Genomic DNA, 24,716 nt, shown 5'->3' with positions numbered 1-24,716 from the left:
CGTCTATCGTCGAAACGTGACCGACCCGCGCCTGGAAGCACCCCTGCCCACCGCGGCCCGCAGCGCCCTCGACCCGTGGCCGGGCGAGCTGACGTGGCGGCCCGTCTCGTCGCGGCTGGTGGCGCTGGAACTCACCCGTGTCGCCATCAGCACCGCGCTGATGCTCGCCGTCTGCGCCGTGATCTGGTTCTTCACCAGCTCCGGCTGGGCCCTGTTCGCGGCCGTCGCGGTGCTGGTCCTCACCGCGGTGCGGGGCGTGGTGGCGGTGCGCGCCGCCCGCTCCTACGGCTACGCCGAGCGGGAGCGCGACCTGCTGGTCCGGCACGGCCGCATGGTCCGGCACCTGTCGATCGTGCCGTACGCCCGCATGCAGTACGTCGACGTTGTAGCCGGCCCGCTGGAGCGCGGCTTCGGCCTGGCCACGGTGCAGCTGCACACCGCCGCCGCGGCCTCCGACGCGACCATCCCCGGCCTGGACCCGGCCGAGGCCGCCCGCCTGCGTGACCGGCTCGCGGCGCTCGGCGAGGACGCCGGTGAGGGCCTGTGACCACACCCGCCACCCCGCCGGAGCACCCGCTGCCGACCACCGCGCCGTCACCGTCGCCGCCGGAGCAGCCGAACCCCTCCGCCCGGCCTGACACGTTCGGCCCGCAGCCGGCCACCGGGCCGGGGCAGCCACACCCGTCGCAGGTGATCCCTCGGCAGCGGCTGCATCCGCTCAGCCCGGTGCTCAAGAGCGTGCGCACACTGTTCCTAGTCGTCGTCGCCGTCTCCTGGCGCGGCGTGCAGAATCTCGGCCCCGACAAGTACGCGCTGGTCCTGCTCGGCCTGCTGGCGCTGGTGCTGGTGTACTCCGCCGTCGCCTGGCGCTTCAGCGGCTACGAGGTGATCGGCCGGGAGCTGCGCATCCACGAGGGCGTGCTGTTCCGGCGCACCCGCGCGGTGCCGCTGGAGCGGCTCCAGGCCATCGAGGTGGTGCAGCCGGTGCTGGCCCGGCCCGCCGGGCTGGCCGAGCTGAAACTGGACGTGGCCGGTGCGGGCAAGGCGGAGGCCCCGCTGGCGTTCCTCCCCCTGGCCGAGGCCGACGCGCTGCGCACCCGCCTGCTGGCGCTGGCCACCCGCGCCCCGGCGGCGGTAGCCGGGACCGCCCCGGCGGAGCCGGCCGCGGCGGAGCGGCCCGAGGAACCCGACCTCTACCGGGTCGACAACAACGACGTGGTGGTCAGCCAGTTCCTGACCCCGCCGGTCATGTTCACCCCGCTGGCCGTCCTCTACATCGTCGGCCAGCTGGTCTTCAACAGCGAGTTCGGCGTCTTCGCGGTCGCCAGCATGGTCACCGCCGTCGCCGGCACCATCGGCGCGCCCCTGATGCGCATCCTCAACTTCTGGAACTTCCGGATCGGGCGGGCCCCCGACGAGCGCCTGCGCATCCGCCACGGCAAGTTGGAGACCCGCAGCCAGGTGGTCGGTCCGCGGCGTATCCAGTCGCTGACGGTGACCTGGCCGCTGCTCTGGCGCGGCAAGGGCTGGCTGCGGGTCACCCTCGCGGTCGCCGGGCAGAGCTCGGTGGGCGCCGACGGGCAGCAGAGCCGGGCCGAGACCGACCGGCTGCTGCCGGTGGCGACCGTCGACACCGCCCGGGCGATCGTGCCGCTGGCCCTGCCCGGCCTCGACATCACCGCCCTGCACCTGTCGCCGGTGCCGGAGCGGGCCCGCTGGCTGGCCCCGTTGCGCCGCCGGGTGCTGGCCGCGGGGCTGACCGAGCACGCGTTCGCCACCGTGGACGGCCTGCTGACCCGCCAGCTGACCGTGGTGCCGTACGCCCGGATCCAGAGCGTGCGGGTCACCGAGGGCCCCTGGCAGCGCCGCCTCGGCCTGGCCACGGTGTACGTCGACGTCGCCGGGTCCACCCCGGCCGCGGCGGTGCACCGGCCGCTGGCCGAGGCCTTCACCTGGGCCGACGAATTGACCACCCGCGCCCGAGCTGCCCGCGCCGCCGCGGTATGACTCCACTTATAATAAATGCACTTATACTTCTGACTGCCCTGCCTGGCGGCGGTTCAGGAAGGCCGCGGCGGGAGGAGTCACGTGCACACTGCCGATGGTCCGCAGCGCTGGATCGTGTGGCGGCAGGACGACAACGGCAACCGGTACGAGGTGCGCCGGTGCGGCACCCGCGAGGAGGCCGAGGCGCTGGCCGCCGAGATGGAGGCCCGCGGGCACAAGCAGCTCTACTGGGTCGCCGCGGCCTGACCCGCTCAGCGTAGGTCGATCGGCTGCAGGCCGACCCGTACGAGCCGGATCCGGCCCGACAGTTCCCGGGCGAGCACCGGCACTCCCCTGGCTCGGGCCGGGCGCACCTCGAACATCACGTTGCGCTCATGCACGTCGGAGTACTGCCGTCGGTAGCGGTCGTACCGGCCGCCGAGGACTAGCCGCAGGTATGCGCTGAGCAGTGCGTCGAGACGGCTGCGCCGGTCCGAACGCCACGGGAAGCGCGCCCACTCGTGGCCGTGCACCCACTGCCGGGCTTTGACCAGGCCGGTGAACCGCAGCCCGATCGTCGCCCGCGCGGACTTCGGCACGCCGGACAGCCCCGGCACCCGGTGGTCGCCGAAGTAGGTCCCGCCGACGAAGCGCCCGTTGAGGTAGGTGCGCTCGTCGATGACCTCCAGCACGAACATCCGCCCGTCGGCGTCGCGTACGCCGAAGCACGCCTTCTCCTCGCCCGCGCCCAGGTAGGCGCACCGCCACGCCGGGTCGGGGAAGCGCAGCAACCGCCCGTCGTAGACCGCCTGCCGGATCTGCTCGGCGTGCGACGCGGTGAGCCCCGCGGCCGCCGCCACCTCCAGACGCTCCCCGTCGAAGTCGACCAGCACGGGCACCTCCAATGTGTACCGCCACTGTGCCGCGCGACCGCGGATTCCGCCGCCCCGCCGGGGTGACATCGCCGCCCGGCCGCCTCGGCGCGCGGCCTGCTCACCGTCGCGGCAGGCGGTCCGGCGGGCGGTGACGGCGGTGCGCGGAGCGTGCGGGCGGCACCGCGAGCGCCTAGGCTGTGGCGCATGCAGCAGCTCACGGCAGGCCTGACGGCGAAGGTGCAGTTGACGGTGAGTGACGCGGACACGGCGCAGGCGCTGGGCTCGGGCGACGTCCCGGTGCTGGGCACACCGCGGGTGGTCGCGCTGGCGGAGGCGGCCACGGTCGCGACGACCGCGCGGGTGCTGGAGTCCGGGCAGACCACGGTCGGGGTGCGTGTCGAGCTGGATCACCGGTCGGCGACGCCGGTAGGCCGTACCGTGGTGGCGGAGGCGCTGCTGACGAAGGTCGACGGCCGCAAGCTCACCTTCGAGGTGACCGTGCGCGACGGCGAGACCGTGGCGGCGGAGGGTCGGGTGGAGCGGGTCCTGGTGGACCGGCACCGCTTCGTGGAGAAGGCGACGACGTCATGACCGAGTTCACCGAGATCGCCGACGGGGTGTTCGTGCTGGTGTACCCGTACCTGCGGGTGAACTGCACGCTGATCACGGGCGAGACCGGTGCGCTGCTGGTGGACACGCTGTCCACCGAGTCACAGGCCCGTGAGCTGCAGGAGGCGGTGCTCCGGGTCACCACCAAGCCGCTGGGCATCGTGAACACGCACTTCCACTTCGACCACTGCTTCGGCAACGGCACGCTGGCCGGGCCCGCCACCCCGATCTGGGGACACCGCGAGTGCATTCGCGAGCTGCGCGAGCACGGCCGCGAGTGGCAGCGTTCCTGGGAGCAGGAGCTGCTGGCCGACGACGAGCAGATCGCCCGCGACCTGGGCCGGGTGACGCTGCGCGTGCCGGACAGCGCGGTGGAGCGCGAGGACCTGATCGACATCGGCGGGCGGCTGGTGCGCCTGTCCTGGCACGGCCGCGGCCACACCGCCGGGGACCTGGTGGTACGCGTCGACGACGTGCTCGTCGCCGGGGACCTGGTCGAGGAGGGCGCCCCGCCGGGGTTCGCCGACTCGTACCCGCTGGACTGGCCGGAGACGCTGCTGGCGCTGTCCCGGACGGTCGGGCCGGACACGGTGGTGGTGCCGGGCCACGGCGAACCCGTCGACGCCGAGTTCCTCACCATCGCCCACGGCGAGCTGGCCGCCCTGGACTGGCTGATCCGCGAGGCGCACCGCGACAGCGGCGACGTGGTCAAGGTGGCCGCGACCAGCTCACTCGCCCGCTGGGGCGAGGCCGGGCTGCGCGAGGCCGAGCACGCGGTCCGGCGCGGCTACGCCCAGCTGGACGCCGCCACGCCGAACACCATCGGCTGAGCTCTTGCCCTTCTCCTCGCTGTGCTCGTCGGCGGCATGAGCAGCCTCGAACCTCATGATTCGCTCGCTGCGCTCGCTCAGCTGATCGCGTAGCCCCGCTTGAGCAGCTGGTAGGCGTCGCCCTGGAAGCCCTTGTCGTCCGGGATCGCGAAGTCGACCGCGTCGGCGATCCGGTTGATGGTGCAGAAGATCGCGCAGACGTGCACCACGTCGCGCACCCCCTGCTCGGTGACGCCGTGCTCGTAGGCGGCCTCGACCAGTTCCGGGCCGACCTCTCCCGGCTGCAGGGTCAGCGTCTCCAGCAGCGCGAACGCCGCTCGCAGTGGGGCCCGCAGCGGCGCGGTGCGCCAGTCCGCCAGCACCGCGGCGGTCAACTCCGGCCCCAGCGTCGCGTCGACGATCGCGCCGTGGCTGCCCGCGCAGAAGCGGCACTCGTTGAGGTTCGACACGAAGGTGGCCATCAGCTCGCGCTCGCCGATGCTCCACTCGGACGGGCCGCGCAGCACCTGGTGCACCCAGGCGGTGAACGGCTCCCCGAAGAACTCCCGGCGGTAGTGCAGGATCTTGAGGATGTCGGCCGGCGGCCGCCCGCTGGCGATCCGGATCATCTTCAGTTTCACCCGGTCGCTGAAGCGCCAGGACCGGCTCAGGCTAGGCAGCCGCATGCCGCGTCACCTCCGCGACCGGCCAGGCCGCCGCCTGGGCGGGGACCGCGGTGACGGGCTCGGTCGCCTGCCGGGTCTGCGCCCGTGCGATCGCGGCCAGCCCGGCGTCCAGCCGCCGCTGCCCGGCGCCCAGCGCCACCGCGACGGTCAGCTCGAACACCTGGTCCTCCGACCAGCCCACGGTCAGCAGGTCGCGCACCTGCTCGTCGGTGCTGCGCCAGGCGTGCTCGCGCATCGTGTCGACGTAGCCGCGCAACTCGTGGGAGACCTCGTCGAGCTTGGCGTGGGCGACGACGTGGCGCACCCGCGACGGCGTCGATCCGGGACCGTCCAGCACCGCGTGGCGCAATACGGCGAAGAGGCTTTCGGGCGCGGTGTCGTCGTTGTCCGTGTCAGGTACGAGGGGCACCATGGCACCTTAGGCCGCAGCGGCCTTCTCCGCTAGATCCAACCAGCCCGGTGCGTCCCACGGCACACCGCCGGAACCCAGCGCGGCCTGCAGGTTCGGTAACGTCGGCGTTACCGGCAGTCCGATCAGGATGTCCGTGGGGCCGTCCGCGCGGGGCCTGCCGCCCGGGTCGTCACAGATCAGGACCGACACGGCCGGACCGCACGCCAGCAGCACCGCGCCACGGCCCATGGCCCGCAGCCGCCGCGCCGCCCGCAGCGGCGGGACCGGCCCGAACAGCCGGGTCACGTCGGCGATGCCCAGCACGGTCAGATCGGCGTCCCGGCAGAACTCCTCGACCAGTTCCCGCAGCCAGGGCAGCGCCGAGTCCGGCATGCCGGTGACCCCGGCGTCGAACAGCCGCGAGGGCCCCGGCGTACGCCAGAGCCCTCGCGCGGCCACGAGCGCGTCGGGTCTCAACAGGGACGAGACTCCACAGAGGACCGCCTGTGCCATCCCGCCTCCCCTGACCGCTTCCCCGACCGCCGAAACGGGCGACCCGCTGGAGAGCGGACCGCCGCGGACATCGGCGTCGGCGATGGATGTCAGAGCCAGCATGGCACGGTGGTAACAGTCAGGAAACCATCGAGCCGACGACAGGTTTCGTCAGCAGCGCGGATTCGTTGCGGCCGACGCCCGGGTCCAGGGTGCGGGCCACGAAGATCGAGTGCCACACGCAGAAGACCAGCACCGTCCAGATCTTGCGGGAGTTGTCGGCCCCCCCGGCCCGGTGTTCCTTGAGCAGCCCGTCGACATAGGACAGGTCGAGCAGGTCGTCGGCACCGGAGGTGTGCAGGATCTCCCGGGCCCAGTCGTACATCTCGCCCGCCAGCCAGACCCGGGTCGGGGTCGGGAAGCCCAGCTTCGGCCGGTTCACGATGGCCGGCGGCACGACCTGTTCGAGGGCCTTGCGCATGGCGTACTTCGTCGCGTTGGAGCGCGGCGGCACCTTGAGCTCCAGCGGGATCTTCGAGGCGACGGCGAACACCTCGCGGTCCAGGAACGGCACGCGCAGTTCCAGCGAGTGCGCCATGGACATCCGGTCGGCCTTGACCAGCACGTCCCCGCGCAGCCAGGTGTGGATGTCGACGTACTGCATGGTGGCCACGTCGTCGAGGCCGTCGCCGGCCGCCTCGGCGTACAGCGGGGCGGTCACGTCGGTGAAGCGGGCCGCCGCCTCGACCGACTCCCGGCGGCGCAGCAGGCGGCGGATCTCGGCGTCCTCGGTGAAGATCCGCGAGTTGCCGCTGAAGCGCTCGGTCAGCGGGATGGTGCCCCGTTCCAGGTAGCTCTTGCCGCGCATGCCGCGCGGGATCGCCTTGGACAGCGCCCGCAGGCCGCGCTGGAACGAGTGCGGCAGCCGGGTCAGCGGGGCCAGCGACAGCGGCTCGCGGTAGATGCCGTAGCCGCCGAAGAACTCGTCCGCGCCCTCACCCGACAGCACCACCGTGACGTGCTTCGCCGCGGTCTGCGCCACGTGGTAGAGCGGGACCAGGGACGGGTCGGCGACCGGGTCGTCGAGGTGCCAGATGATGCGGGGCAGCGCCTCCATCATCTCCTTGGCGCCGATCTTGGTGGGGATGGTGGTCACGTCCAGGTGCCGGGCCGACTCCTGGGCCACGTCGATCTCGGAGTAGCCGGGCACGTCGAAACCGACCGTGAAGGTCAGGATGTTCGGGTTCCACTCCCGGGCCAGCGCCACCACGGCGGTGGAGTCGATGCCGCTGGACAGGAACGCGCCGACCGGCACGTCCGAGCGCATGTGGAGCCGTACGCTCTCGCGCAGCGTCTCGTGGATCTGCGCGAACAGCCGCCGCGGGTCGTCGACCGACAGCTGCGGGCGCAGCACCGGCCGGAACCAGCGCCGCTTGGTCAGCTCCCCGCCGGTGCGCTCGCCGGCCGGGCCCGGCCGCCAGGTCAGGCACTCGCCCGAGCCGATGCGCTCGATGCCGTAGTGCAGGGTGTGCGGCTCCGGCACGTACTGGAACGTCAGCAGGTGTGACAACTGCACCGGGTCGATGCCCGCGTTGCCCGCCGCGGCGCTGGGCGCGAACGGCAGCAGCGCCTTCTTCTCGCTGGCCAGGAACAGCCCGTCCACGGTCTGCAGGTAGTGCAGCGGCTTGATGCCGAAGCCGTCGCGGGCGCCGAAGGCCAGCCGCTCCTGCCGGTCCCAGATCACGAAGGCGAACATGCCCCGCAGCCGGTCCAGCACCGCCTCGCCCCAGTAGTGGTATCCCGCCACGATGACCTCGCCGTCACCCTGGGTGGCGAACTTCGCGCCGTGCTCGTCGATCAGCTCCTGGCGCAGCTCGACGTAGTTGTAGATCTCCCCGTTGAAGGTGAGCAGGTAGCGGGCCTCGGCCGAGTCCGCGCTGTCGGGGCCGGGCGGCGACCAGGGCAGCGGCTCCTTGGAGAACTCGACGTCGATGATCGCCAGCCGCTTGTGCGCGAAGATCGCGTCGGTGTCGACGACGTCCAGGCCGGTGTCGTCGGGACCCCGGTGGTGCATCCGTTCCAGGGCCTCGCGAAGGGGGCCCGAGTACGCATCAACCGTGCCCTGACTACTGAAAAAGGCCAAAAGTCCACACACGTGGGCAATCATGCCAGCTACCAGCGGGCGATAGGCTCGGAACACACGAAGACCATGCTCGGAGGCGGCAATATGACTGAAGAGAAGAAGGGCACCGAGTCGCACGACCCTGCGTACCCGGAGAAGTTCCTGCAGTTCATGCGCACCGGATGGAGCGACACCGAGCTCCCGGTGACCCTGCGGGCGGAGGCCCCGAACCATGCCAAGCGGCGCTCGGCGCTGTCAGCGGCGTTCCCCGGCGAGACGCTGGTGATCCCGTCCGGGCGCGAGATGGTGCGGGCCAACGACACCGACTTCCCGTACCGTCCGGGCAGCGATTTCGTCTACCTCACCGGCGAGCACGACCCGGAGAGCGTCCTGGTCATGCGGCCCAACGGCTCGGGCCACGACGCGGTGCTGTACGTGCGCCCGCGCTCCCCGCGCGACACCGACGAGTTCTTCAAGGACCGCCGCTACGGCGAGCTGTGGATCGGCCGCCGCCACACGCTGCGCGAGAAGTCCGCCGAGCTGGGCGTCGAGACCGCCCACCTGGACACGCTGGCCGAGGTGCTGAACGACCTCGCGCCGGGCCGCACCCGGGTGCTGCGCAACCTCGACCCTCACGTGGACGGCCTGGTCCGGGCCACCACCCCGGAGCGCGACCGCGAGCTGTCGTACACCATCTCCGAGATGAAGCTGGTCAAGGACGAGTGGGAGATCGCGCAGCTGCAGGACGCGATCGACGCGACCGTCCGCGGCTTCGAGGACGTGGCCCGGGTCATCCCGGCCGACCGTGCGATCTCCGAGCGCCTCATCGACGGCGTGTTCGGCCTGCGTGCCCGCCATGACGGCAACACCGTCGGGTACAGCTCGATCGTCGGCGCGGGCGGCAACGCCACCGTGCTGCACTGGATCCGCAACGACGGCCGCACCACCCCGGGCGAGCTGCTGCTGCTGGACATGGGCGTGGAGAACCGCAACCTCTACACCGCCGACGTGACCCGGACCCTGCCGGTCAGCGGCACGTTCACCCCGCTGCAGCGCCAGGTGTACGACATCGTGCACGCCTCGCAGCAGGCCGGCATGGACTTCATCAAGCCGGGCGTCAAGTTCGCCGACGTGCACACCACCTGCATGCGGGTGCTCGCCGAGGGCCTGCACGACCTGGGCATCCTCCCGGTGAGCGTGGACGAGGCGATGTCGAAGGAGTCCACCGTCTACCGCCGGTGGACGCTGCACGGCTTCGGCCACATGCTCGGCATCGACGTGCACGACTGCGCGCACGCCCGGCACGAGAAGTACAAGGACGGCGCGCTGGACGAGGGCTACGTGCTCACCGTCGAGCCCGGCCTGTACTTCCAGCCCGAGGACGAGCTGGTCCCCGCCGAACTCCGCGGCGTAGGCATCCGCATCGAGGACGACGTCCTGGTCACCAAGGACGGCGCCGTCAACCTCTCGGCCGGCCTCCCCCGCACCTCCACCGAGGTCGAGTCCTGGTTCGCCACCCAACGCGACCAGGGCCCCCGCCTCCCCGGCTGACCCACCCCACCCACCCCGCGTCGATCATGAACTTATGGCACGGCTCGACGGCGTGTCCTTGACACAACTTCATGATCGATGGCATCCGCCCGGGCGCTCCGCTGCGTCTGAAGGGCAGGGTTCGATGTTCAGGGCGGGCGTCCCACACGGGGCGCCCGCCCTGCTCGTGCGGGAAGGATGGCAGATGCGAAGGACACTGACCGGGCTGCTGCTGGCGGCGGTGCTCACCACGCTGGTCGGCTGCGGGTTCCCTGAGTTCGATGAGCCCGATGAGCCGATGGCCCCGTGGCGGGCCGCCTCGGCCGAGCCGCCGGATCCGGCCGCGACGAGCATCGACATCCTGGTCAGCGAGCGCGGCTGCTCGGGCGGCGCACCCGTCACCGACCGCATTCAGCCTCCGGAGGTCGACTACCTGCCGGACCGGATCGTGGTCGTCATCCGCATCGCGAGGGTCGACGGACTTTCCAGGTGCCCGGACATGCCCGCGACGCCCTACCGGCTGGAACTGGCCGAACCGGTCGGCGACCGCCCGCTGGTCGACGGCTCGCACCTTCCCCCGCCCCGCTCCGTCATGCCGCCGCCAACCCACAACCCGTGACCCGGCGCGCCGTCTCGCCCGGACATACGTCCAGATCATGGCCGTAACCTGGTCAGAGGCTTCGCGTTGGAGCACATCGGACGGCCAAGACACACGCCGACCTGCACGGGGCAGGTCACCGCCCGGCGTGAACGGTCCGCCCGGGGGTGAGCGATGCTCGCGAAGAGTGTGTTCCAAGGTCGCCGTGGATGGACGCGCGCGGCGGCGGCCGGATTGATGGTCGCGGCCGGCATGCTGGCGGGCGGCCTGGCCGGGCCGACCACGGCCGGCGCGCTGGTCCCCGATGACGGGTCCAACGCCGGGCAGCAGGCCGCGTCGGCCCTGGTGACCTGTGCGACGGCCACGCCGACCAGGGTCGGCACCAACGGCGCCGACTACATCGTCGGCACCCCGGGCGTCGATGTGATCTTCGGGCTGGGCGGCAACGACTACATCGACGGCCGCGGCGGCGCTGACCTGCTGTGCGGCAACGCGGGCGCGGACTACCTCGTCGGCGGCGACGGCGCGGACACCCTCGAAGGGGCCGACGGCAACGACTACCTGCGCGGCGACGCCGGCGCCGACGTCCTGATCGGCGGGAACGGCGAGGACTACCTGCTGGGCGGGGGCGGCAACGACAGCCAGTTCGGCGGCGCCAACAACGACCTGCTCAACGGCGGCGACGGCACGAACACCAATGACGGCGGCACCGGCACCGACACGTGCATCCGCCCGTCCACGGGACCCGGCTGCCCCTGATCCGGCCCTGAACACAGGTGGGGGCGGACCGCACACGACGGTCCGCCCCCACTCCGCGTCACTTCGTGACGAACACCGCCACGGTACGGCCCGGCACCGTGAACGCGCCCGTGACCGGGGCGTACCCGGACTGGCGCACCAGCGGGTCGACCGAGGCGGCCAGCACCGGGTGCAGGCCCAGCCGCGCGTTCTTCAGCGACGCGACCGTCTGCGTGGTGCTCGACGTCGTGGCGTTGAAGACCACCACGACCGTCTTGCCGTCCTTCTTGATCACCATGGTGATCACGCCCGGGGTCTCGGCCGCCCCGGACAGCGGGAACGACACCGCCTGCTGCACCTCGGCCTGCGTACGCAGGGAGAACAGCGGGCTGGACGCACGGACCCGCAGCAGTTCCGCGAACCGCTCCCCGGCGAGGTTGATCGCCTCGCAGGAGGGCACTAGCGACGGATCCGCCAGCAGCGGCTTGGCGTACGCCCACTTGCTCTCGTTGTCGGCCGCCGGGGGAAGGCCGAGGCCGAACCCGTTGCCGCTCGCGCAGTCCCAGCGGATGGCGTTGAACCAGTCGCCGGAGTTGTACGAGTTGCGGTCCAGCGACTTGCTGCGCAGCAGGTCCGAGCCCGCGGTGACGAACCCGGTGCCCTGACTGAGCACCACCGTCGACAGCGCCAGCACCTGCGCCCGGGCCCGGTCCAGCGCCGGGGTGGCCGCGGGCAGCTTGTAGGCCAGCGCGTCGAACAGGATCTCGTTGTCGTGCGCGTCGACGTACGTGATGGCCTCCGCCGGGGCCTTGGTGTATCCGGCAGGCGCGCCGTTGTAGTCCACCTCCGCGCCGCTGACCTTGTTGCCTGCCGAGTCCGTGAAGGTGAACCCGGCCAGGTTGCCGGTCAGACCGACCTTGATCTGGTCCTGCTGGTGCAGCAGCCGCGCCTTCTGCTGCGCGGCCGTGCCGTTGACCGCGTCCCCGTTGGGGTCGGTGAACAGCCCGGACGCGAAGCCCTGGACCCGCGGGTTGTCGTCGAACGGCCCGCCGCCGCGCACGGCGTCACGCAGCCGGTCGTTGAACGTGGCGATGCCGGTGCCCGCCATGTTGGCCTGGGTGGCCTGCTCGAACCGGGCGTCGTTCGCGACCTCGCCGAAGTTCCAGCCCTCGCCGTAGAGCAGGATCGCCCTGCCGTCGACCCCGTCCTTGGCCAGGGTGAGCTTGTCCAGCGCCGCCCGCACGTCGAGCAGGTTCTGCTTGGGGTGGTGACCCATCAGATCGAACCGGAACCCGTCCACCCGGTACGTCTTCGCCCAGGTGACCAGCGAGTCCACCACCAGCTTGCCCATCATCGCGTTCTCGGGCGCGGTGTTGGCGCAGCAGGTGGAGTTGGCCACCGTGCCGTCCTCCAGCAGCCGCTGGTAGTAGCCGGGCACGATCCGGTCCAGCACCGACTTCGGGTCGTCGCCCGCGGCCGAGGTGTGGTTGTAGACGACGTCCAGCACCACCCGCAGCCCGGCCCGGTGGATGCCGTCCACCATGGACTGGAACTCGACGTTGCGCGCCTTGCCTTCCGGATCGGTCGCGTAGCCGCCCTCGGGCACGGTGTAGTGCAGCGGGTCGTAGCCCCAGTTGTAGCCGTCGGTCGCGGCGACCGCGCCGACGCACTCCTGCTGCTGGGACGAGTCCCGGGCCAGCGACGGCAGGTCGCAGGCGGGCTGCTGCTGGTCGGTCCGCTTCTCGGGGATCGTCGCGAAGTCGAACACCGGCAGCAGGTGCAGGTGCGAGACCCCGGCGTCGGCCAGCGACTTCAGGTGCCGCATGCCCGCGGTCTGCGGGTCGGTGAAGGCGGCGTACGTACCCCGCCGGTCCTGCGGCACCGTGCTGTCCGCGACGGAGAAGTCCCGCACCGACAGCTCCTGGATCTGCGCCCGGCCCGTGTAGGACGGGGCCTTCACCGCCGCGCCCGGCAGCTTGGCCAGGTCGATCAGCTGGCTGTGCGTCGAGTTCGCCGACAGCGCGACGGCGTACGGGTCGGTCACCGACGCGGTGACGACCTGCCCCTTGGCGGGCTGCCACACGCTGACCTGGAACCGGTAGTACTTGCCGGTCCAGTCGCCGGACCCGGTGACCTTCCACACGCCGGTGTTGTCATCGCGGAGCATCGACACGGTCTGCGGCGTCGCCGACGGGGTGTCGAACAGCTGGAGTTTCACGTCCTTCGCGGTCGGCGCCCACAGTGCCAGGCTGGGCCGCCCCTTGGCGAACACCGGGCCGAGCACCGCCTTGGTCGCGGCGGAGTAGACGTCGTCGAGCGCGCCCGGGATCTGCACCCCGGTCGCCGACAACAGCCTGCCCTCGTGGTCGCTCTCGGCGACCACGAGCTGCCCGCGCAGCGCGTTCTTGATGCTCGCCAGCGTGGCGTTCACGTCGAACGCGCCGTACGCCCACAGGTGCGGGAACTTCTGCCGCTGCGCCTCGGACAGGCCGCCCGACGCCGACAGCCGGATCTTGGTGAAGTCGCCGGCCAGCGCCCCGTCCACCACGGACAGTCCGCCGTTCGGGGCGACGACCAGGTCGTACACCTTGCCGTCGGGGTCCTTCTTGGGCCAGGCGATGGTGCCCCGGTCCAGCCACTGCGCGGACGACCTGGTCAGGTCGATGTCCAGCGCCGCGCCCTTGACCGACGGCCGCAGGTAGGCCTGCTGCCCGGACAGGATCCACGCCTCGTTGCCGAACGTGGCGAGGTTCAGCCGCTGGTCGGTCGGCAGGTCCTTCTCGTCACCCTTGTGGATGATGTAGTTGACCCCGGTCGCGCCGTCGACCAGCGGGATCCGCCAGTACGCGCCGAAGGAGTCCGTGCCGGTCGGCAGCATCGGGCTGCCCCACTCGACCGGGTTGGCGTTGCCGTCCCACAGGTGCAGGCCCCAGCCGTCGTAGTTGCCGTCGGCCCGGCGGTAGTGCAGCACCGCGGTGTGCTCGGCAGCGGCCCGGGTCGGGTGCACGGTGGCGTCGCCGGACGCGATCCATGCCTCGCCGACGCCCATGTCCATGGCGAGATCGGCGTTCGGGTCCTTCGCGTCACCTTGGTGCACTATGAAGTTCACGGGCTTGGTCACGTCGCCGACGGGCACACTCCAGTGTGCGCCGAAAGCGTCCGTCCCGTCCGGCTGGCGGGGCGCGGACCAGTCGGTGCCCGCCCCGGCGGCCAGGCCGTCGCCCCACAGGTGCAGGCCCCAGCCCGCGTAATTGCCGTCGGTCCGGCGGTAGTGCATGTCGACCTTGCCGGTGGCCGCGGCGCGCGAGGTGTAGACGGCCGCGTCGCCGGATTTCAGCCAGATCTCGCCGACCCGGCTCGGGTCGACGCTGCGGTCGGCCTCGACGTCCTTGCCGCCCGAGCCGTTGACCACGAGGAAGCCGACGTTCGTCGCGCCCGGCTTGACCTTCACCCAGGCGAACCGGCCGTAGGAGTCCTGCCCGGCGAACGGCTGGCCCTGCGGCCACGGGTGCTGCATCGACCCGTCGACGTCGCCCCAGGTGTAGAGCCCCCACGGGTCGTAGTCGCCGTCGCCGCGCTGGTAGTGCACCAGCACGTACTCGCGCTGCGCGGCCTGCGCGAGCGAGGCCACGGTGATGGCGCTGGTCGTCGACGCGGTGCGGCCCGTGCTGTCGCGCACGACGGCCTTGTAGGTGACGGTCGTGCCGCCGGCCAGGCCGGTCAGGTCGTGGTGCACGGTGTGCTCGCCGACGGCGTTCGACGTGCCGAGCAGCTTCCACGGGCCGTCGCCGACCTGCGCCGCGAAGGTGACCGTGGACAGGGGGTCGCCGGTGACGCGGGCGGTGACGGCGGCCCGGGTGGCCACCTTCGCGCCCGCCGCCGGGGAGGTGATCGCGACCTGCGGGTCGCCCGCGCTCGGCAGGGCCCGGCCGGCGCGCAGCACGATGCTGGACAGCGCCGGGACCGTGATGGTGACCTTGCCGTCCGCGCCGGCTGTCGCGCCGTCGCCCACCGCAGGGTAGAGCTGCCCGAACGCCGCACCCGCCGTCGCGGTGTCCACGGTGACGGTTTTCGGTGCGGTGCCGCTGTTCGAGGCCACCAGGTATTCGAAACGCTGTGCCGGGTCGATGCGGGAGAAGGCGAACACGCCGTCGCCCGCGTGCCGGGTCACCTGCACGCCGTCGCGCAGCGCCGGGTGCGCCTTGCGCAGCGCGCCCAGCTCGGCGATCGCGCGGTAGAGCGGGTGCGCGGTGTCGAAGGAGTCGGAGGCGTGGGTGCGGTCGGTGCCGAGCAGGTCGTCGTCGAGGTAGTCGGCGACCTGGCTGGCGAACATGTCCTGCCGGGCGTCCTTGTCCCCGCCGTTGCCGGTGAAGCCCTGCTCGTCACCGGAGTAGACGACCGGCTGGCCGCGGGTCAGGAACATCAGCTCGTGCGCGAGCCTGTCGCGCTGCAGCGCGGCCGCGGCGTCCGCCTCGACGTTGCGGATGAACGTGCCGATGCGGCCCATGTCGTGGTTGCCGAGGAAGGTCGGCAGGGTGGACGCGTCGGTGCCGGGCGAGGTGTACATGCCGTCGGCGGCGTACACGTCGGCCAGACCCTGGCCGGAGCCGCCGGTGACGAAGCCCTGCGCGGCGGCCTGGAAGCCGAAGTCCAGCGTCGCCTGCAGGCGGCCCTGCCGCACGTAGCTCGACATGACCGTCGGGTCGGCCGAGTAGACCTCGCCGAACATGAAGAAGTCCGGCTTGCCGGCCTTGCGGGCGTTGACCGCGATGCCCTGGCTGAACTGCGGCCAGAACTCCATGTTCACGTGCTTGGCGGTGTCCAGGCGGAAGCCGTCCACGCCGGTGGACTCGATCCAGTCCGAGTAGACCTCGGTCATGCCGCGGACCACCTCGGGCCGCTCGGTCCACAGGTCGTCCAGGCCGAAGAAGTCGCCGTACGTGCTGTTCTCACCGGAGAAGGTGGAGTCGCCGCGGTTGTGGTACATCGTCGGGTCGTTCAGCCACGCGGGCGTCTTGGCCTTCGCGTCGGCAGGACTCTTGAAGACGGGGGTGTACGGCATCGACGTGCCGTCCGTCTTCGGGAACCCGTTCCTGCCGTCGGCGTAGTTGACGTCCTCGAACGCCCGCCCCTGCGCGTCGGTGTACGGGCTGGTCTTCTTGTCCACGTAGGAGTACTGGTTCTCCTCGTACGCGATGACGTCGGCGGTGTGGTTCACGATGACGTCGAGGTAGATCTTGATGCCGCGCTGGTGCGCGAGCTTGACCAGCTTCTTCAGGTCCGCGTTGGTGCCGAAGTGCGGGTCGACCTGGGTGAAGTCGGTGATCCAGTAGCCGTGGTAGCCCGCCGAGGCGTCCGCGCCGACCCCCTGCACCGGCCGGTTCTGGAACACCGGCGCGAGCCAGATCGCGGTGGTGCCCAGGCCCTCGACGTAGTCCAGCTTGTCGATCAGGCCGGCCAGGTCGCCGCCGTGGTAGAAGCCCTTGTCCGTCTTGTCCAGGCCGGTCTTGAGCCGGTCGCCGGACAGGCCGCCTTTGTCGTTGCGGGGGTCTCCGTTGGCGAAGCGGTCCGGCAGCACGAAGTAGAACTGCTCCGCCTTGCGCTGCGGCGCACCGGCCGCGGCGAGCGCCGCCGCCGCGGGCTCGTCGGCCCAGTAGGTGTCACCGGCCTGCACCCACTGCGCGGGGCCGCCGCCGGTCAGCCCGCGGACCACCGCGAACGGGGCCGCGGCCAACACCAGGGCGAGCAGTCCGATCAGGAGGGTCCGGGTGGTTCTCAACTCTTTGCGAAGTGCCGGGCGCACGAGGGCGCGTAGGGCTGCCATGGGCCTTCTCCGGGAGGGGTGAAGTGTCGGGGGCGTCACACGAGCAACAGCCGCAACATACGGGTAACTGAAATGTTTCCGCAAGGCCTTGCAATCTTTGACGTGTTGGCAGCAGAGACCTGAAAGATCGCCGCCAGCACCCTCCCCCGCCCGTGGTCCTCCGGAAGCGGGTCAACCCTTGCCACATGTCGGGTATTAGCTATCAAATGGTCCTAATCGGTCGTACACCTCCACGACCGCATACGGAAGGTGGATCCCGTGGATGCCATCACCGAACTGCTGACCAGCATCAACGACCTGCTGGCCAGCCTGATCTCCATCGTGCTCGGCGGCGCCGCACCCGGCCTGCCCGTCGACCCGAGCCTCCCCCCGATCCCCGGCCTCCCCGAACTCCCCGTCCCCCTCCCACCCCTGCCCCCGGTCCCCTGAACCCGGACAGAAGGAAGGGCACCTTCTTGACGCTCAGCGTCAAGAAGGTGCCCTTCCTCACTCATGAGGCCCGAAGGCCCTGCTCAGAGGACGTCGTGGCCCGGGTGGTCGCCGTCGCCCACGTCGACCCGGCGCGGCTCGCTCGGGATGACGCCCAGCTTGCCCGCCTGGTAGTCCTCGAACGCCTGGACCAGCTCGGCCTTCGTGTTCATCACGAACGGGCCGTACGCCATCACCGGCTCGCGGATCGGCTGCCCGCCGAGGATCAGCACGTCCATGCCGGCCGCGTTGCGGCTCTCCTGCGACGCGTCGGCCTCGATGGTGATCACGTCACCGGCCCCGAACACGGCCAGGTTGCCCAGCTTCACCGGCCGCCTGTCCGCGCCGACCGAACCGGATCCGGCCAGCGTGTACACCAGCGCGTTGAAGTCCGGCCGCCACGGCAGCCGCAGCTGCGCCCCCGGCGCGAGCGTGGCGTGCACCAGCGCGATCGGGGTGTGCGTGACGCCCGGCCCCGGGTGCCCGGCCACGTCGCCGGCGATGACGCGCAGCAGCACGCCGCCGTCGGGCGAGCTGAGCAGCGACACCTGGCCGGCCCGGATGTCCTGGTAGCGCGGCGCAGACATCTTCATCTTCGCGGGCAGGTTGACCCACAGCTGGAAGCCGTGGAACAGACCGCCGGACATGACCAGCTCCTCCGGCGGAGCCTCGATGTGCAGCAGGCCGCTGCCCGCGGTCATCCACTGGGTGTCGCCGTCGGAGATCAAGCCGCCGCCGCCGTGCGAGTCCTGGTGCCGGAAGATGCCGTCGAGCAGGTAGGTGACCGTCTCGAAGCCCCGGTGCGGGTGCCACGGGGTGCCCTTCGGCTCACCCGGCGCGTACTCGACCTCGCCCATCTGGTCCATGTGAATGAACGGGTCCAGGGCCTTCAGGTCGACACCGGCGAACGCGCGGCGCACCGGGAAGCCCTCCCCCTCGAACCCCGACGGCGCGGCGGTCACCGACGTGACCTTCCGCTCGACCGCGGCCTCGCCCGGCACGGGCACCCGGGGCAGCACCAACAGGTCATCGACGGTAACGGCAGGCATGACGCCCTCCTCTGTACTAGCTCGTTCCCCTGACAATAGTTGAACAGTCAACGATCCACCAACATTCCCCCCCCCGCCCTCCGCGCTGATCATGAACTTATGGGCAGGTTCGGCGGCGTGTCGCTGCCCTAACTTCATGATCACCCCGGGCGGGGGTGGTCAGGCGGGCGTGGGGCGGGCGTGGTCGGTGGCCATGCGGAGGGCGAGGGCGCCGAGGACCGTGCCCATCAGGTAACGCTGGACGCGCAGCCAGACCGGGCGGCCGGTGAGGAAGCCCGCGATCGTGCCCGCGGCCAGGGCGATCAGCCCGTTGACGGTGACCGCGACGGCGATCTGCACCGCGCCGAGCGCGAACCCCTGCGCCAGCACGTGCCCCGCCTCGGGCTCGATGAACTGGGGAATCAGCGAGAGGTACATGATGGCGATCTTCGGATTGAGCAGGTTGGTGACCAGCCCCATCGTGAACAGCCGCCGGTTCGAGTCGGGCGGCAGCGCGGTGGGCTCGAACACCGATACGCCGCCGGGTCGCAAGGTCTTGAAAGCCAACCAGCCGAGGTATGCGGCACCGGCGAGCTTGACCGCGAGGTAGAGCGACGGCACCGCCACGAACAGCGCGGACAGCCCGAGGTTCGTGGCCGTGAGGTAGACGAGGAAGCCCGCCGCGACCCCGGCCAGCGAGATCAGCCCCGCCCGCCGACCCTGGGTGATGCTGCGTGACACGAGATACATCATGTTCGGCCCCGGGGTGAGCACCATGGCCAGCGCCACCGCGAACACCCCGAGGACCGCGCCCGTTGAGATCATGACCGGATCGTTTCACCGCCTGATGCCCGTGGTGGAGCACCAATCCACACCCGGTGGCCCTCCGCCCGCCTACTGCTCGACGAGCACGAATTCGAGGCGGTTGGCGTGGGGGTCTTCGGTGTGGAAGCGGCGGATGCCGGGGACCTCGTCGTCGCCCCAGGTCACCGGGTAGCCGGCGGCGGTGAGGTGGGCGGCGAGGTCGTCGAGGTCGGGTCGGAGGAGGGCGGGGTGGGCCTTGCGGGCGGGGCGGAAGTCGTCTTCGACGCCGAGGTGCAGCTCGCTGCCGTACTCGTCGACGAACCAGCAGCCGCCGCGGACCGCGAGCACCGGGGGTTTGGGTTTCTCGGTCATGCCGAGGACGCCGACGTAGAAGCCGCGCAGCACGTCCTCGCTGCCCCGCGGGCAGGCGACCTGTACGTGGTGAATCACATCCCGGAGTCTGGCACGGACTTGCGCGTCAAACAAGACGGACGTACGGTTTGAGTGACGGCGGCGCAGCCAGTAAGCCTTGCCTTACCTGCTTGCGTGCCAGCCTCTGCGAAAGACTTCAGGTTGTAACAGACCCGCTGTGAAGGAGTACGACGTGGCGAGCCTCGACACGTTCGGTGCCAAGAGTGAGCTGCGCGTCGGTGACGCGGGCTACGAGATCTTCCAGATCACCAAGGTGGAGGGCCACGAGCGGCTGCCCTTCAGCTTGAAGATCCTGCTGGAGAACCTGCTCCGCACCGAAGACGGCGCCAACATCACCGCCGATCACATCCGCGCGCTGGGTGGTTGGGACCCGACCGCCGAGCCCAGCGTGGAGATCCAGTTCACGCCCGCCCGCGTCCTCATGCAGGACTTCACCGGCGTGCCCTGCGTCGTCGACCTGGCCACCATGCGCGAGGCCGTGCGCGACCTGGGCGGCGACGCCTCGAAGGTCAACCCGCTGGCCCCGGCCGAGCTGGTCATCGACCACTCGGTCATCGCCGACGTGTTCGGCCGCCAGGACGCCTTCGAGCGCAACGTCGAGATCGAGTACGGCCGCAACCAGGAGCGCTACCAGTTCCTGCGCTGGGGCCAGACCGCGTTCAACGAGTTCAAGGTCGTCCCGCCGGGCACCGGCATCGTGCACCAGGTGAACATCGAGCACCTGGCCCGCGTGATCATGCCGCGCAACGGCCAGGCGTACCCGGACACCGTGGTCGGCACCGACTCGCACACCACCATGGTCAACGGCCTGGGCGTGCTGGGCTGGGGTGTCGGTGGCATCGAGGCCGAGGCCGCGATGCTCGGCCAGCCGGTCAGCATGCTGATCCCCAAGGTCGTCGGCTTCAAGCTGTTCGGCGAGCTGCCCTCGGGCACCACCGCCACCGACCTGGTGCTCACCATCACCCAGCAGCTGCGCAAGCACGGCGTGGTCGGCAAGTTCGTCGAGTTCTACGGCCCCGGCGTGACCACGGTGCCGCTGGCCAACCGGGCCACCATCGGCAACATGAGCCCCGAGTTCGGCTCCACCTGCGCGATCTTCCCGATCGACGCGGAGACCATCGCCTACCTCGAGCTGACCGGCCGCTCGGCCGAGCAGATCGCGCTGGTCGAGGCGTACGCCAAGGCGCAGGGCCTGTGGCACGACCCGTCGATCGAGCCGTCCTACTCCGAGTACCTGGAGCTGGACCTGGCGACCGTGGTCCCGAGCATCGCCGGCCCGAAGCGCCCGCAGGACCGCGTCGAGCTGACCAACGCCAAGACCGCGTTCCGGGCCGTGCTGCCGGACTACGTCGACGACGAGGACGACGACGAGGCGGGCAAGGAGAGCTTCCCGGCCTCGGACTCCCCCGCGCAGAGCGTCGTCCGGGCCAGCAAGCCGACGCCGGTCACCGCCGCCGACGGCACCACGTACCAGCTCGACCACGGCGCGGTCGTGATCGCCTCGATCACCTCCTGCACCAACACGTCGAACCCGCAGGTCATGCTGGGTGCGGCGCTGCTGGCCAAGAAGGCCGTCGAGCGGGGCCTGCGCGCCAAGCCGTGGGTGAAGACCACGCTGGCGCCCGGTTCCAAGGTCGTCATGGACTACTACCACAAGGCCGCCCTCGTGCCGTACCTGGAGAAGCTCGGCTTCCACCTGGTCGGCTACGGCTGCGTGACCTGCATCGGCAACTCCGGCCCGCTGCCGGAGGAGATCAGCGCCGCGGTGAACGAGGCCGACCTCGCGGTGGTGTCGGTGCTGTCCGGCAACCGCAACTTCGAGGGCCGGATCAACCCCGACGTCAAGATGAACTACCTGGCGTCCCCGCCGCTGGTCGTGGCGTACGCCATCGCCGGCACCATGGACATCGACCTGTCCAGCGACCCGCTGGGCGTCGACGCCGACGGGCAGCCGGTGTACCTGCGCGACATCTGGCCGACCCCGGCCGAGGTCCAGGACACCATCAACAAGTCCATCTCGGCGGAGATGTTCACCAAGGACTACGCCGACGTGTTCGCGGGCGACGAGCGCTGGCAGGGCCTGTCGACGCCGACCGGTGACACGTTCGCCTGGGCCGGTGACTCGACCTACGTGCGCAAGCCCCCTTACTTCGAGGGCATGGCGGCGCAGCCGGGTCCGGTGAGCGACATCGCGGGCGCGAAGGTGCTGGCGAAGCTGGGCGACTCGGTCACCACCGACCACATCTCCCCCGCCGGCTCCATCAAGGCGGACTCCCCGGCGGGCAAGTACCTGGCCGAGCACGGGGTGGACCGCAAGGACTTCAACTCGTACGGTTCCCGCCGCGGCAACCACGAGGTGATGATCCGGGGCACGTTCGCCAACATCCGGCTGCGCAACCAGATCGCGCCCGGCACCGAGGGCGGCTTCACCCGCGACTTCACCGTCGCGGACGCCCCGGTCAGCACGATCTACGACGCCAGCCAGAACTACCAGGCCGCCGGCATCCCGCTGGTCATCCTGGCGGGCAAGGAGTACGGCTCCGGCTCGTCACGGGACTGGGCCGCCAAGGGCACCGCGCTGCTGGGCGTCAAGGCCGTCATCGCCGAGTCGTACGAGCGCATCCACCGCTCGAACCTCATCGGCATGGGCGTGCTGCCGCTGCAGTACCCCGCCGGGCACACCGCCGAGTCGCTCGGCCTGACCGGCACCGAGACCTTCACCTTCACCGGCGTGGAGGCCCTCAACTCGGGCACCACCCCGAAGACGGTCAAGGTCACCACCGACACGGGTGTCACCTTCGACGCGGTCGTCCGCATCGACACCCCCGGCGAGGCGGACTACTACCGCCACGGTGGCATCCTGCACTACGTCCTGCGCCGGATGCTCGCGAGCTGACCCGTCCCGCGCAAGGACCAACGGAAGGGCACCTTCTTAACGCTATGCGTTGTGGAAGGTGCCCTTCCTTCTGTTTCGGCGCTGTGAGCTGGGGCGTAGCGGGCGACTGGAGCGAGGCTCGGCGTGGCCAGGCGGGTAAGTTAGTTGAATGAGCAACGATGAGACCGCGCCCGTCGAGACCGCTTGCGGGCACGAGACGGTGCCGGACGGGCCGGCCCACGAGCGGCTCCCGGGCCGCGAGGTCGTGCTCGGCGGGCCGCGCGGCATGACGGTCAGCCGTACGCTGCCGCACAAGGAGCGCCGCATGGTCGGCGCGTGGTGCTTCGTCGACCAGTACGGCCCCGCCGAGCACGACATGCGCGTCGCGCCCCACCCGCACACCGGTCTGCAGACCGTCAGCTGGCTCGTCGAGGGCGAGGTGCTGCACCGCGACAGCCTCGGCAGCGAGGCGTACATCCGCCCCGGCCAGCTCAACCTGATGACCGCCGGGCACGGGATCTCGCACTCCGAGGAGTCGCCCGTCCCGCGCACCGCGCCGCTGCACGGCGTGCAGCTGTGGGTCGCGCTGCCCGACGTGGCCCGCTCGGTCGCCCCGGCCTTCGAGCACCACCCCGATCTGCCCGTCGTCGAGCTGTCGGGGGCCAGCTTGACGGTGATCATGGGCGAACTGGCGGGGGCGGTGTCGCCCGCGACGGCGTACACCCCGCTGGTCGGTGCGGAAGCCGCACTGGCCGCGGGCGCGGAGATCACGCTGCCGCTGCGAAGCGATTTCGAGTACGCGGCGCTGGTGCTCGACGGCACCGCGCGCGTCGACGGCGTGCCGTTGGAGCCCGGCACGCTGCTCTACCTCGGCCGCGAGCGGACCTCGCTCGACCTGGCCACGGACGCACCGGCGCGGGTGCTGCTGCTCGGCGGCGAGCCGTTCGAGGAGGAGATCGTGATGTGGTGGAACTTCGTCGGGCGCAGCCACGACGACGTGGTCGCCGCGCGTGAGCAGTGGATGGCGGCCGACCCGCGCTTCGGCGAGGTCATCGGCTACGACGGCGCGCCACTGCCGGCACCCGTCCTGCCCAACGCCCAGCTCAAGCCCCGAGGCCGCCGCCGCTGACCCACCTGCCGCCGCGGGACCGGACGACCCGGCCGAGGCCCAGCGTCGGCCTGCCCCGCACGGGTCTGATCAGGCCGAAGGCGGCCCGAAGGTCGGCGGCGCCTCGCCGAGCTGGCGCTGCATCCCGCGACCCGGCCCACCGCAACCCCGCCCCGGCGGGGCGCGGCGTCATGATCCGCCGACTTGCCTGGCATTCGGGCGTATCTTGAACGCCCATTCGCCCGATTGCCAGGCAAGTCCAACGATCGTGCGCCGTGCGCCGTGCGCCGTGCGCGGACCGGCCGCGACCGGTCGGGTGCGCGGGTCAGGTACGCATGCCCGCTTCGGCGAGGAGCTCGGCGGTCAGGGCCGCCTCGTCCAACCCGGACAGGCCGCGGGCGGTGAACCAGGTCGCCACGTTGTGCACGTCGCGGGCCAGGAACCGTTTGCCCTGCGGGTTGGCCACCACGTCCACGATCTGCGGCAGGTCGATGATGACCAGCCGCCCCTCGTGCACGAGGATGTTGTACGGCGACAGGTCGCCGTGCGCGTACCCGGCGCGGGCCAGCACGGTCAGGCCCAGCACCAGTTGCGACCACAGGTCGGCCAGACCGGCCTCATCGGTGCGCACCTGCGCGAGCCGCGGCGCGGCGGTGCCGTCGGGCGCGCCGATGAACTCCTGCAGCACCTCGGTGCCCAGGATCTGCACCGGGTACGGCGTGAACGGAGCGACGTCGAGCTGCCGGGCGATCTCCCAGAGCCGCGCCAGCGCACCGAACTCGGCCGCCGCCCACTGCCCGGCGATGGCCTCCTTGCCGAACGCGCTGCGGTTGGCCATGGCCCGGTTGACCCGGGACTCCTTGTCGCGGCGACCTTCGAGGTAGCCGGAGTCGCGGTGGAACATGCGGTGGTCGTGGCTGCGGTAGCGCTTGGCCGCCAGCAGGCAGCCGCGGTCGGTGCCGGGAACGTGGCGGTGCAGCAGGAAGACGTCGGCTTCCTTGCCGGTCTTCAGCACTCCGCGTTCCACGTCGACCGCGGCCAGCTCGGTGACGAGCCAGTCGGGGTGGGGCAACGGCCCGCGCTCGGTGGGCGTCGACAGGTCCCAGGTGGACCAGCGGTCACCGAATTCGGGCTTGTCGGGGGTCTCGTCCCACTCGACTTCCTCGGCGTGCGACTTCTCGAAGGTCAGTTCGTCGTCGTCGAAACGGTTCCGGCGGTTGACGCGGCCGGCGCGCGGAAAGTCGTGCTCTCGCACTGGAAAAGCTCCTCGGTCGGAGAGAAGAAGTAAGAGGCGGAAAGTGCGCAGCGCACAGCGACGGCAACCATTCGGCTCAACCCCCT

21 protein-coding genes are annotated in these 24,716 nt (G+C 71.1%); 11 read left to right on the top strand and 10 right to left on the bottom strand.

The window, feature by feature from the left end; translation table 11 throughout:
- Nucleotides 1-16: 16 nt before the first annotated feature.
- From F9C41_RS12605 to F9C41_RS40645, 3 genes are all read left to right on the top strand, one after another.
- The gene (locus F9C41_RS12605) at nucleotides 17-547 is read left to right on the top strand and encodes a PH domain-containing protein (RefSeq protein ID WP_230689523.1); all 531 of its coding nucleotides are present in this window, start codon (nucleotides 17-19) and stop codon (nucleotides 545-547) included.
- The gene (locus F9C41_RS12600; RefSeq protein ID WP_230689522.1) at nucleotides 544-2,007 is read left to right on the top strand and encodes a PH domain-containing protein; all 1,464 of its coding nucleotides are present in this window, start codon (nucleotides 544-546) and stop codon (nucleotides 2,005-2,007) included. The genes F9C41_RS12605 and F9C41_RS12600 overlap by 4 nt, the downstream gene beginning before the upstream one ends.
- Before the next feature lie 81 nt (nucleotides 2,008-2,088).
- Nucleotides 2,089-2,253: a hypothetical protein gene (locus F9C41_RS40645; RefSeq protein WP_196279726.1), complete on the top strand. Its 165-nt coding sequence runs from the start codon at nucleotides 2,089-2,091 to the stop codon at nucleotides 2,251-2,253.
- Between the two features lie 5 nt (nucleotides 2,254-2,258).
- Here F9C41_RS40645 and F9C41_RS12595 read toward each other — a convergent pair whose 3' ends face one another.
- Nucleotides 2,259-2,885: a hypothetical protein gene (locus F9C41_RS12595; protein WP_155386851.1), complete on the bottom strand. Its 627-nt coding sequence runs from the start codon at nucleotides 2,883-2,885 to the stop codon at nucleotides 2,259-2,261.
- A 180-nt stretch (nucleotides 2,886-3,065) separates the two neighbouring features.
- Between F9C41_RS12595 and F9C41_RS12590 the strand changes: the two genes are divergently transcribed.
- Both F9C41_RS12590 and F9C41_RS12585 read left to right on the top strand, forming a co-directional pair.
- Complete coding sequence (locus F9C41_RS12590; RefSeq protein ID WP_155386850.1) at nucleotides 3,066-3,452, top strand: thioesterase family protein; 387 nt, start codon at nucleotides 3,066-3,068, stop codon at nucleotides 3,450-3,452.
- Complete coding sequence (locus F9C41_RS12585) at nucleotides 3,449-4,300, top strand: MBL fold metallo-hydrolase (protein ID WP_155386849.1); 852 nt, start codon at nucleotides 3,449-3,451, stop codon at nucleotides 4,298-4,300. The genes F9C41_RS12590 and F9C41_RS12585 overlap by 4 nt, the downstream gene beginning before the upstream one ends.
- Before the next feature lie 77 nt (nucleotides 4,301-4,377).
- On the opposite strand, the gene F9C41_RS12580 is transcribed toward F9C41_RS12585, so the two are convergent.
- The 4 genes from F9C41_RS12580 to asnB all read right to left on the bottom strand — a co-directional run bounded on the left by F9C41_RS12580 (nucleotide 4,378) and on the right by asnB (nucleotide 8,003).
- Entirely contained in the window at nucleotides 4,378-4,965 is a 588-nt protein-coding gene (locus F9C41_RS12580; RefSeq protein WP_230689521.1) for a carboxymuconolactone decarboxylase family protein, read from the bottom strand.
- The gene (locus tag F9C41_RS12575; RefSeq protein ID WP_155386848.1) at nucleotides 4,952-5,374 is read right to left on the bottom strand and encodes a hypothetical protein; all 423 of its coding nucleotides are present in this window, start codon (nucleotides 5,372-5,374) and stop codon (nucleotides 4,952-4,954) included. The genes F9C41_RS12580 and F9C41_RS12575 overlap by 14 nt, the downstream gene beginning before the upstream one ends.
- Nucleotides 5,375-5,383: 9 nt before the next feature.
- The gene (locus F9C41_RS12570) at nucleotides 5,384-5,833 is read right to left on the bottom strand and encodes a hypothetical protein (RefSeq protein ID WP_155386847.1); all 450 of its coding nucleotides are present in this window, start codon (nucleotides 5,831-5,833) and stop codon (nucleotides 5,384-5,386) included.
- A 154-nt stretch (nucleotides 5,834-5,987) separates the two neighbouring features.
- Entirely contained in the window at nucleotides 5,988-8,003 is a 2,016-nt protein-coding gene (asnB, locus tag F9C41_RS12565; RefSeq protein WP_155386846.1) for an asparagine synthase (glutamine-hydrolyzing), read from the bottom strand.
- Nucleotides 8,004-8,075: 72 nt separating this feature from the next.
- Here asnB and F9C41_RS12560 point away from each other — a divergent pair, with 72 nt between their 5' ends.
- The 3 genes from F9C41_RS12560 to F9C41_RS12550 all read left to right on the top strand — a co-directional run bounded on the left by F9C41_RS12560 (nucleotide 8,076) and on the right by F9C41_RS12550 (nucleotide 10,857).
- Nucleotides 8,076-9,521: an aminopeptidase P family protein gene (locus tag F9C41_RS12560; RefSeq protein ID WP_155386845.1), complete on the top strand. Its 1,446-nt coding sequence runs from the start codon at nucleotides 8,076-8,078 to the stop codon at nucleotides 9,519-9,521.
- Between the two features lie 184 nt (nucleotides 9,522-9,705).
- Entirely contained in the window at nucleotides 9,706-10,119 is a 414-nt protein-coding gene (locus F9C41_RS12555; RefSeq protein ID WP_155386844.1) for a hypothetical protein, read from the top strand.
- A 153-nt stretch (nucleotides 10,120-10,272) separates the two neighbouring features.
- A complete protein-coding gene (locus tag F9C41_RS12550; RefSeq protein WP_155386843.1) occupies nucleotides 10,273-10,857 on the top strand; it encodes a calcium-binding protein in 585 nt (194 codons plus the stop codon).
- Nucleotides 10,858-10,915: 58 nt separating this feature from the next.
- Here F9C41_RS12550 and pulA read toward each other — a convergent pair whose 3' ends face one another.
- Nucleotides 10,916-16,660 carry a pullulanase-type alpha-1,6-glucosidase gene (gene pulA, locus F9C41_RS12545; protein ID WP_155386842.1) on the bottom strand — a complete coding sequence of 1,915 codons (5,745 nt, stop codon included), beginning with the start codon at nucleotides 16,658-16,660 and terminating at the stop codon, nucleotides 10,916-10,918.
- A 258-nt stretch (nucleotides 16,661-16,918) separates the two neighbouring features.
- Between pulA and F9C41_RS12540 the strand changes: the two genes are divergently transcribed.
- Nucleotides 16,919-17,089 (top strand): hypothetical protein, encoded by a 171-nt coding sequence (locus tag F9C41_RS12540; RefSeq protein ID WP_155386841.1) that lies wholly within the window; start codon nucleotides 16,919-16,921, stop codon nucleotides 17,087-17,089.
- Between the two features lie 83 nt (nucleotides 17,090-17,172).
- On the opposite strand, the gene F9C41_RS12535 is transcribed toward F9C41_RS12540, so the two are convergent.
- The 3 genes from F9C41_RS12535 to F9C41_RS12525 all read right to left on the bottom strand — a co-directional run bounded on the left by F9C41_RS12535 (nucleotide 17,173) and on the right by F9C41_RS12525 (nucleotide 19,410).
- Complete coding sequence (locus F9C41_RS12535) at nucleotides 17,173-18,177, bottom strand: pirin family protein (protein WP_155386840.1); 1,005 nt, start codon at nucleotides 18,175-18,177, stop codon at nucleotides 17,173-17,175.
- A 159-nt stretch (nucleotides 18,178-18,336) separates the two neighbouring features.
- Nucleotides 18,337-18,981, bottom strand: coding sequence for a LysE family translocator (locus F9C41_RS12530; protein ID WP_155386839.1), 645 nt, complete (start codon nucleotides 18,979-18,981; stop codon nucleotides 18,337-18,339).
- Between the two features lie 69 nt (nucleotides 18,982-19,050).
- Nucleotides 19,051-19,410, bottom strand: a complete 360-nt coding sequence (locus F9C41_RS12525) for a VOC family protein (RefSeq protein ID WP_155386838.1) — start codon at nucleotides 19,408-19,410, stop codon at nucleotides 19,051-19,053.
- Between the two features lie 139 nt (nucleotides 19,411-19,549).
- On the opposite strand from F9C41_RS12525, the gene acnA reads away from it, so the two are divergent.
- Nucleotides 19,550-22,288: an aconitate hydratase AcnA gene (acnA, locus tag F9C41_RS12520; RefSeq protein WP_155386837.1), complete on the top strand. Its 2,739-nt coding sequence runs from the start codon at nucleotides 19,550-19,552 to the stop codon at nucleotides 22,286-22,288.
- Between the two features lie 148 nt (nucleotides 22,289-22,436).
- Nucleotides 22,437-23,396, top strand: coding sequence for a pirin family protein (locus tag F9C41_RS12515; protein WP_155386836.1), 960 nt, complete (start codon nucleotides 22,437-22,439; stop codon nucleotides 23,394-23,396).
- 304 nt (nucleotides 23,397-23,700) lie between these two features.
- Here F9C41_RS12515 and F9C41_RS12510 read toward each other — a convergent pair whose 3' ends face one another.
- Nucleotides 23,701-24,630 carry a serine protein kinase RIO gene (locus tag F9C41_RS12510; RefSeq protein WP_155386835.1) on the bottom strand — a complete coding sequence of 310 codons (930 nt, stop codon included), beginning with the start codon at nucleotides 24,628-24,630 and terminating at the stop codon, nucleotides 23,701-23,703.
- Nucleotides 24,631-24,716: the final 86 nt, after the last annotated feature.

The sequence above is a fragment of the Catellatospora paridis genome (assembly GCF_009720365.1).
Classification (GTDB): domain Bacteria; phylum Actinomycetota; class Actinomycetes; order Mycobacteriales; family Micromonosporaceae; genus Catellatospora; species Catellatospora paridis.
The sequence above is the reverse complement of the archived record's forward strand: the minus strand, read 5'-3'. Positions and strand labels throughout refer to the sequence as shown.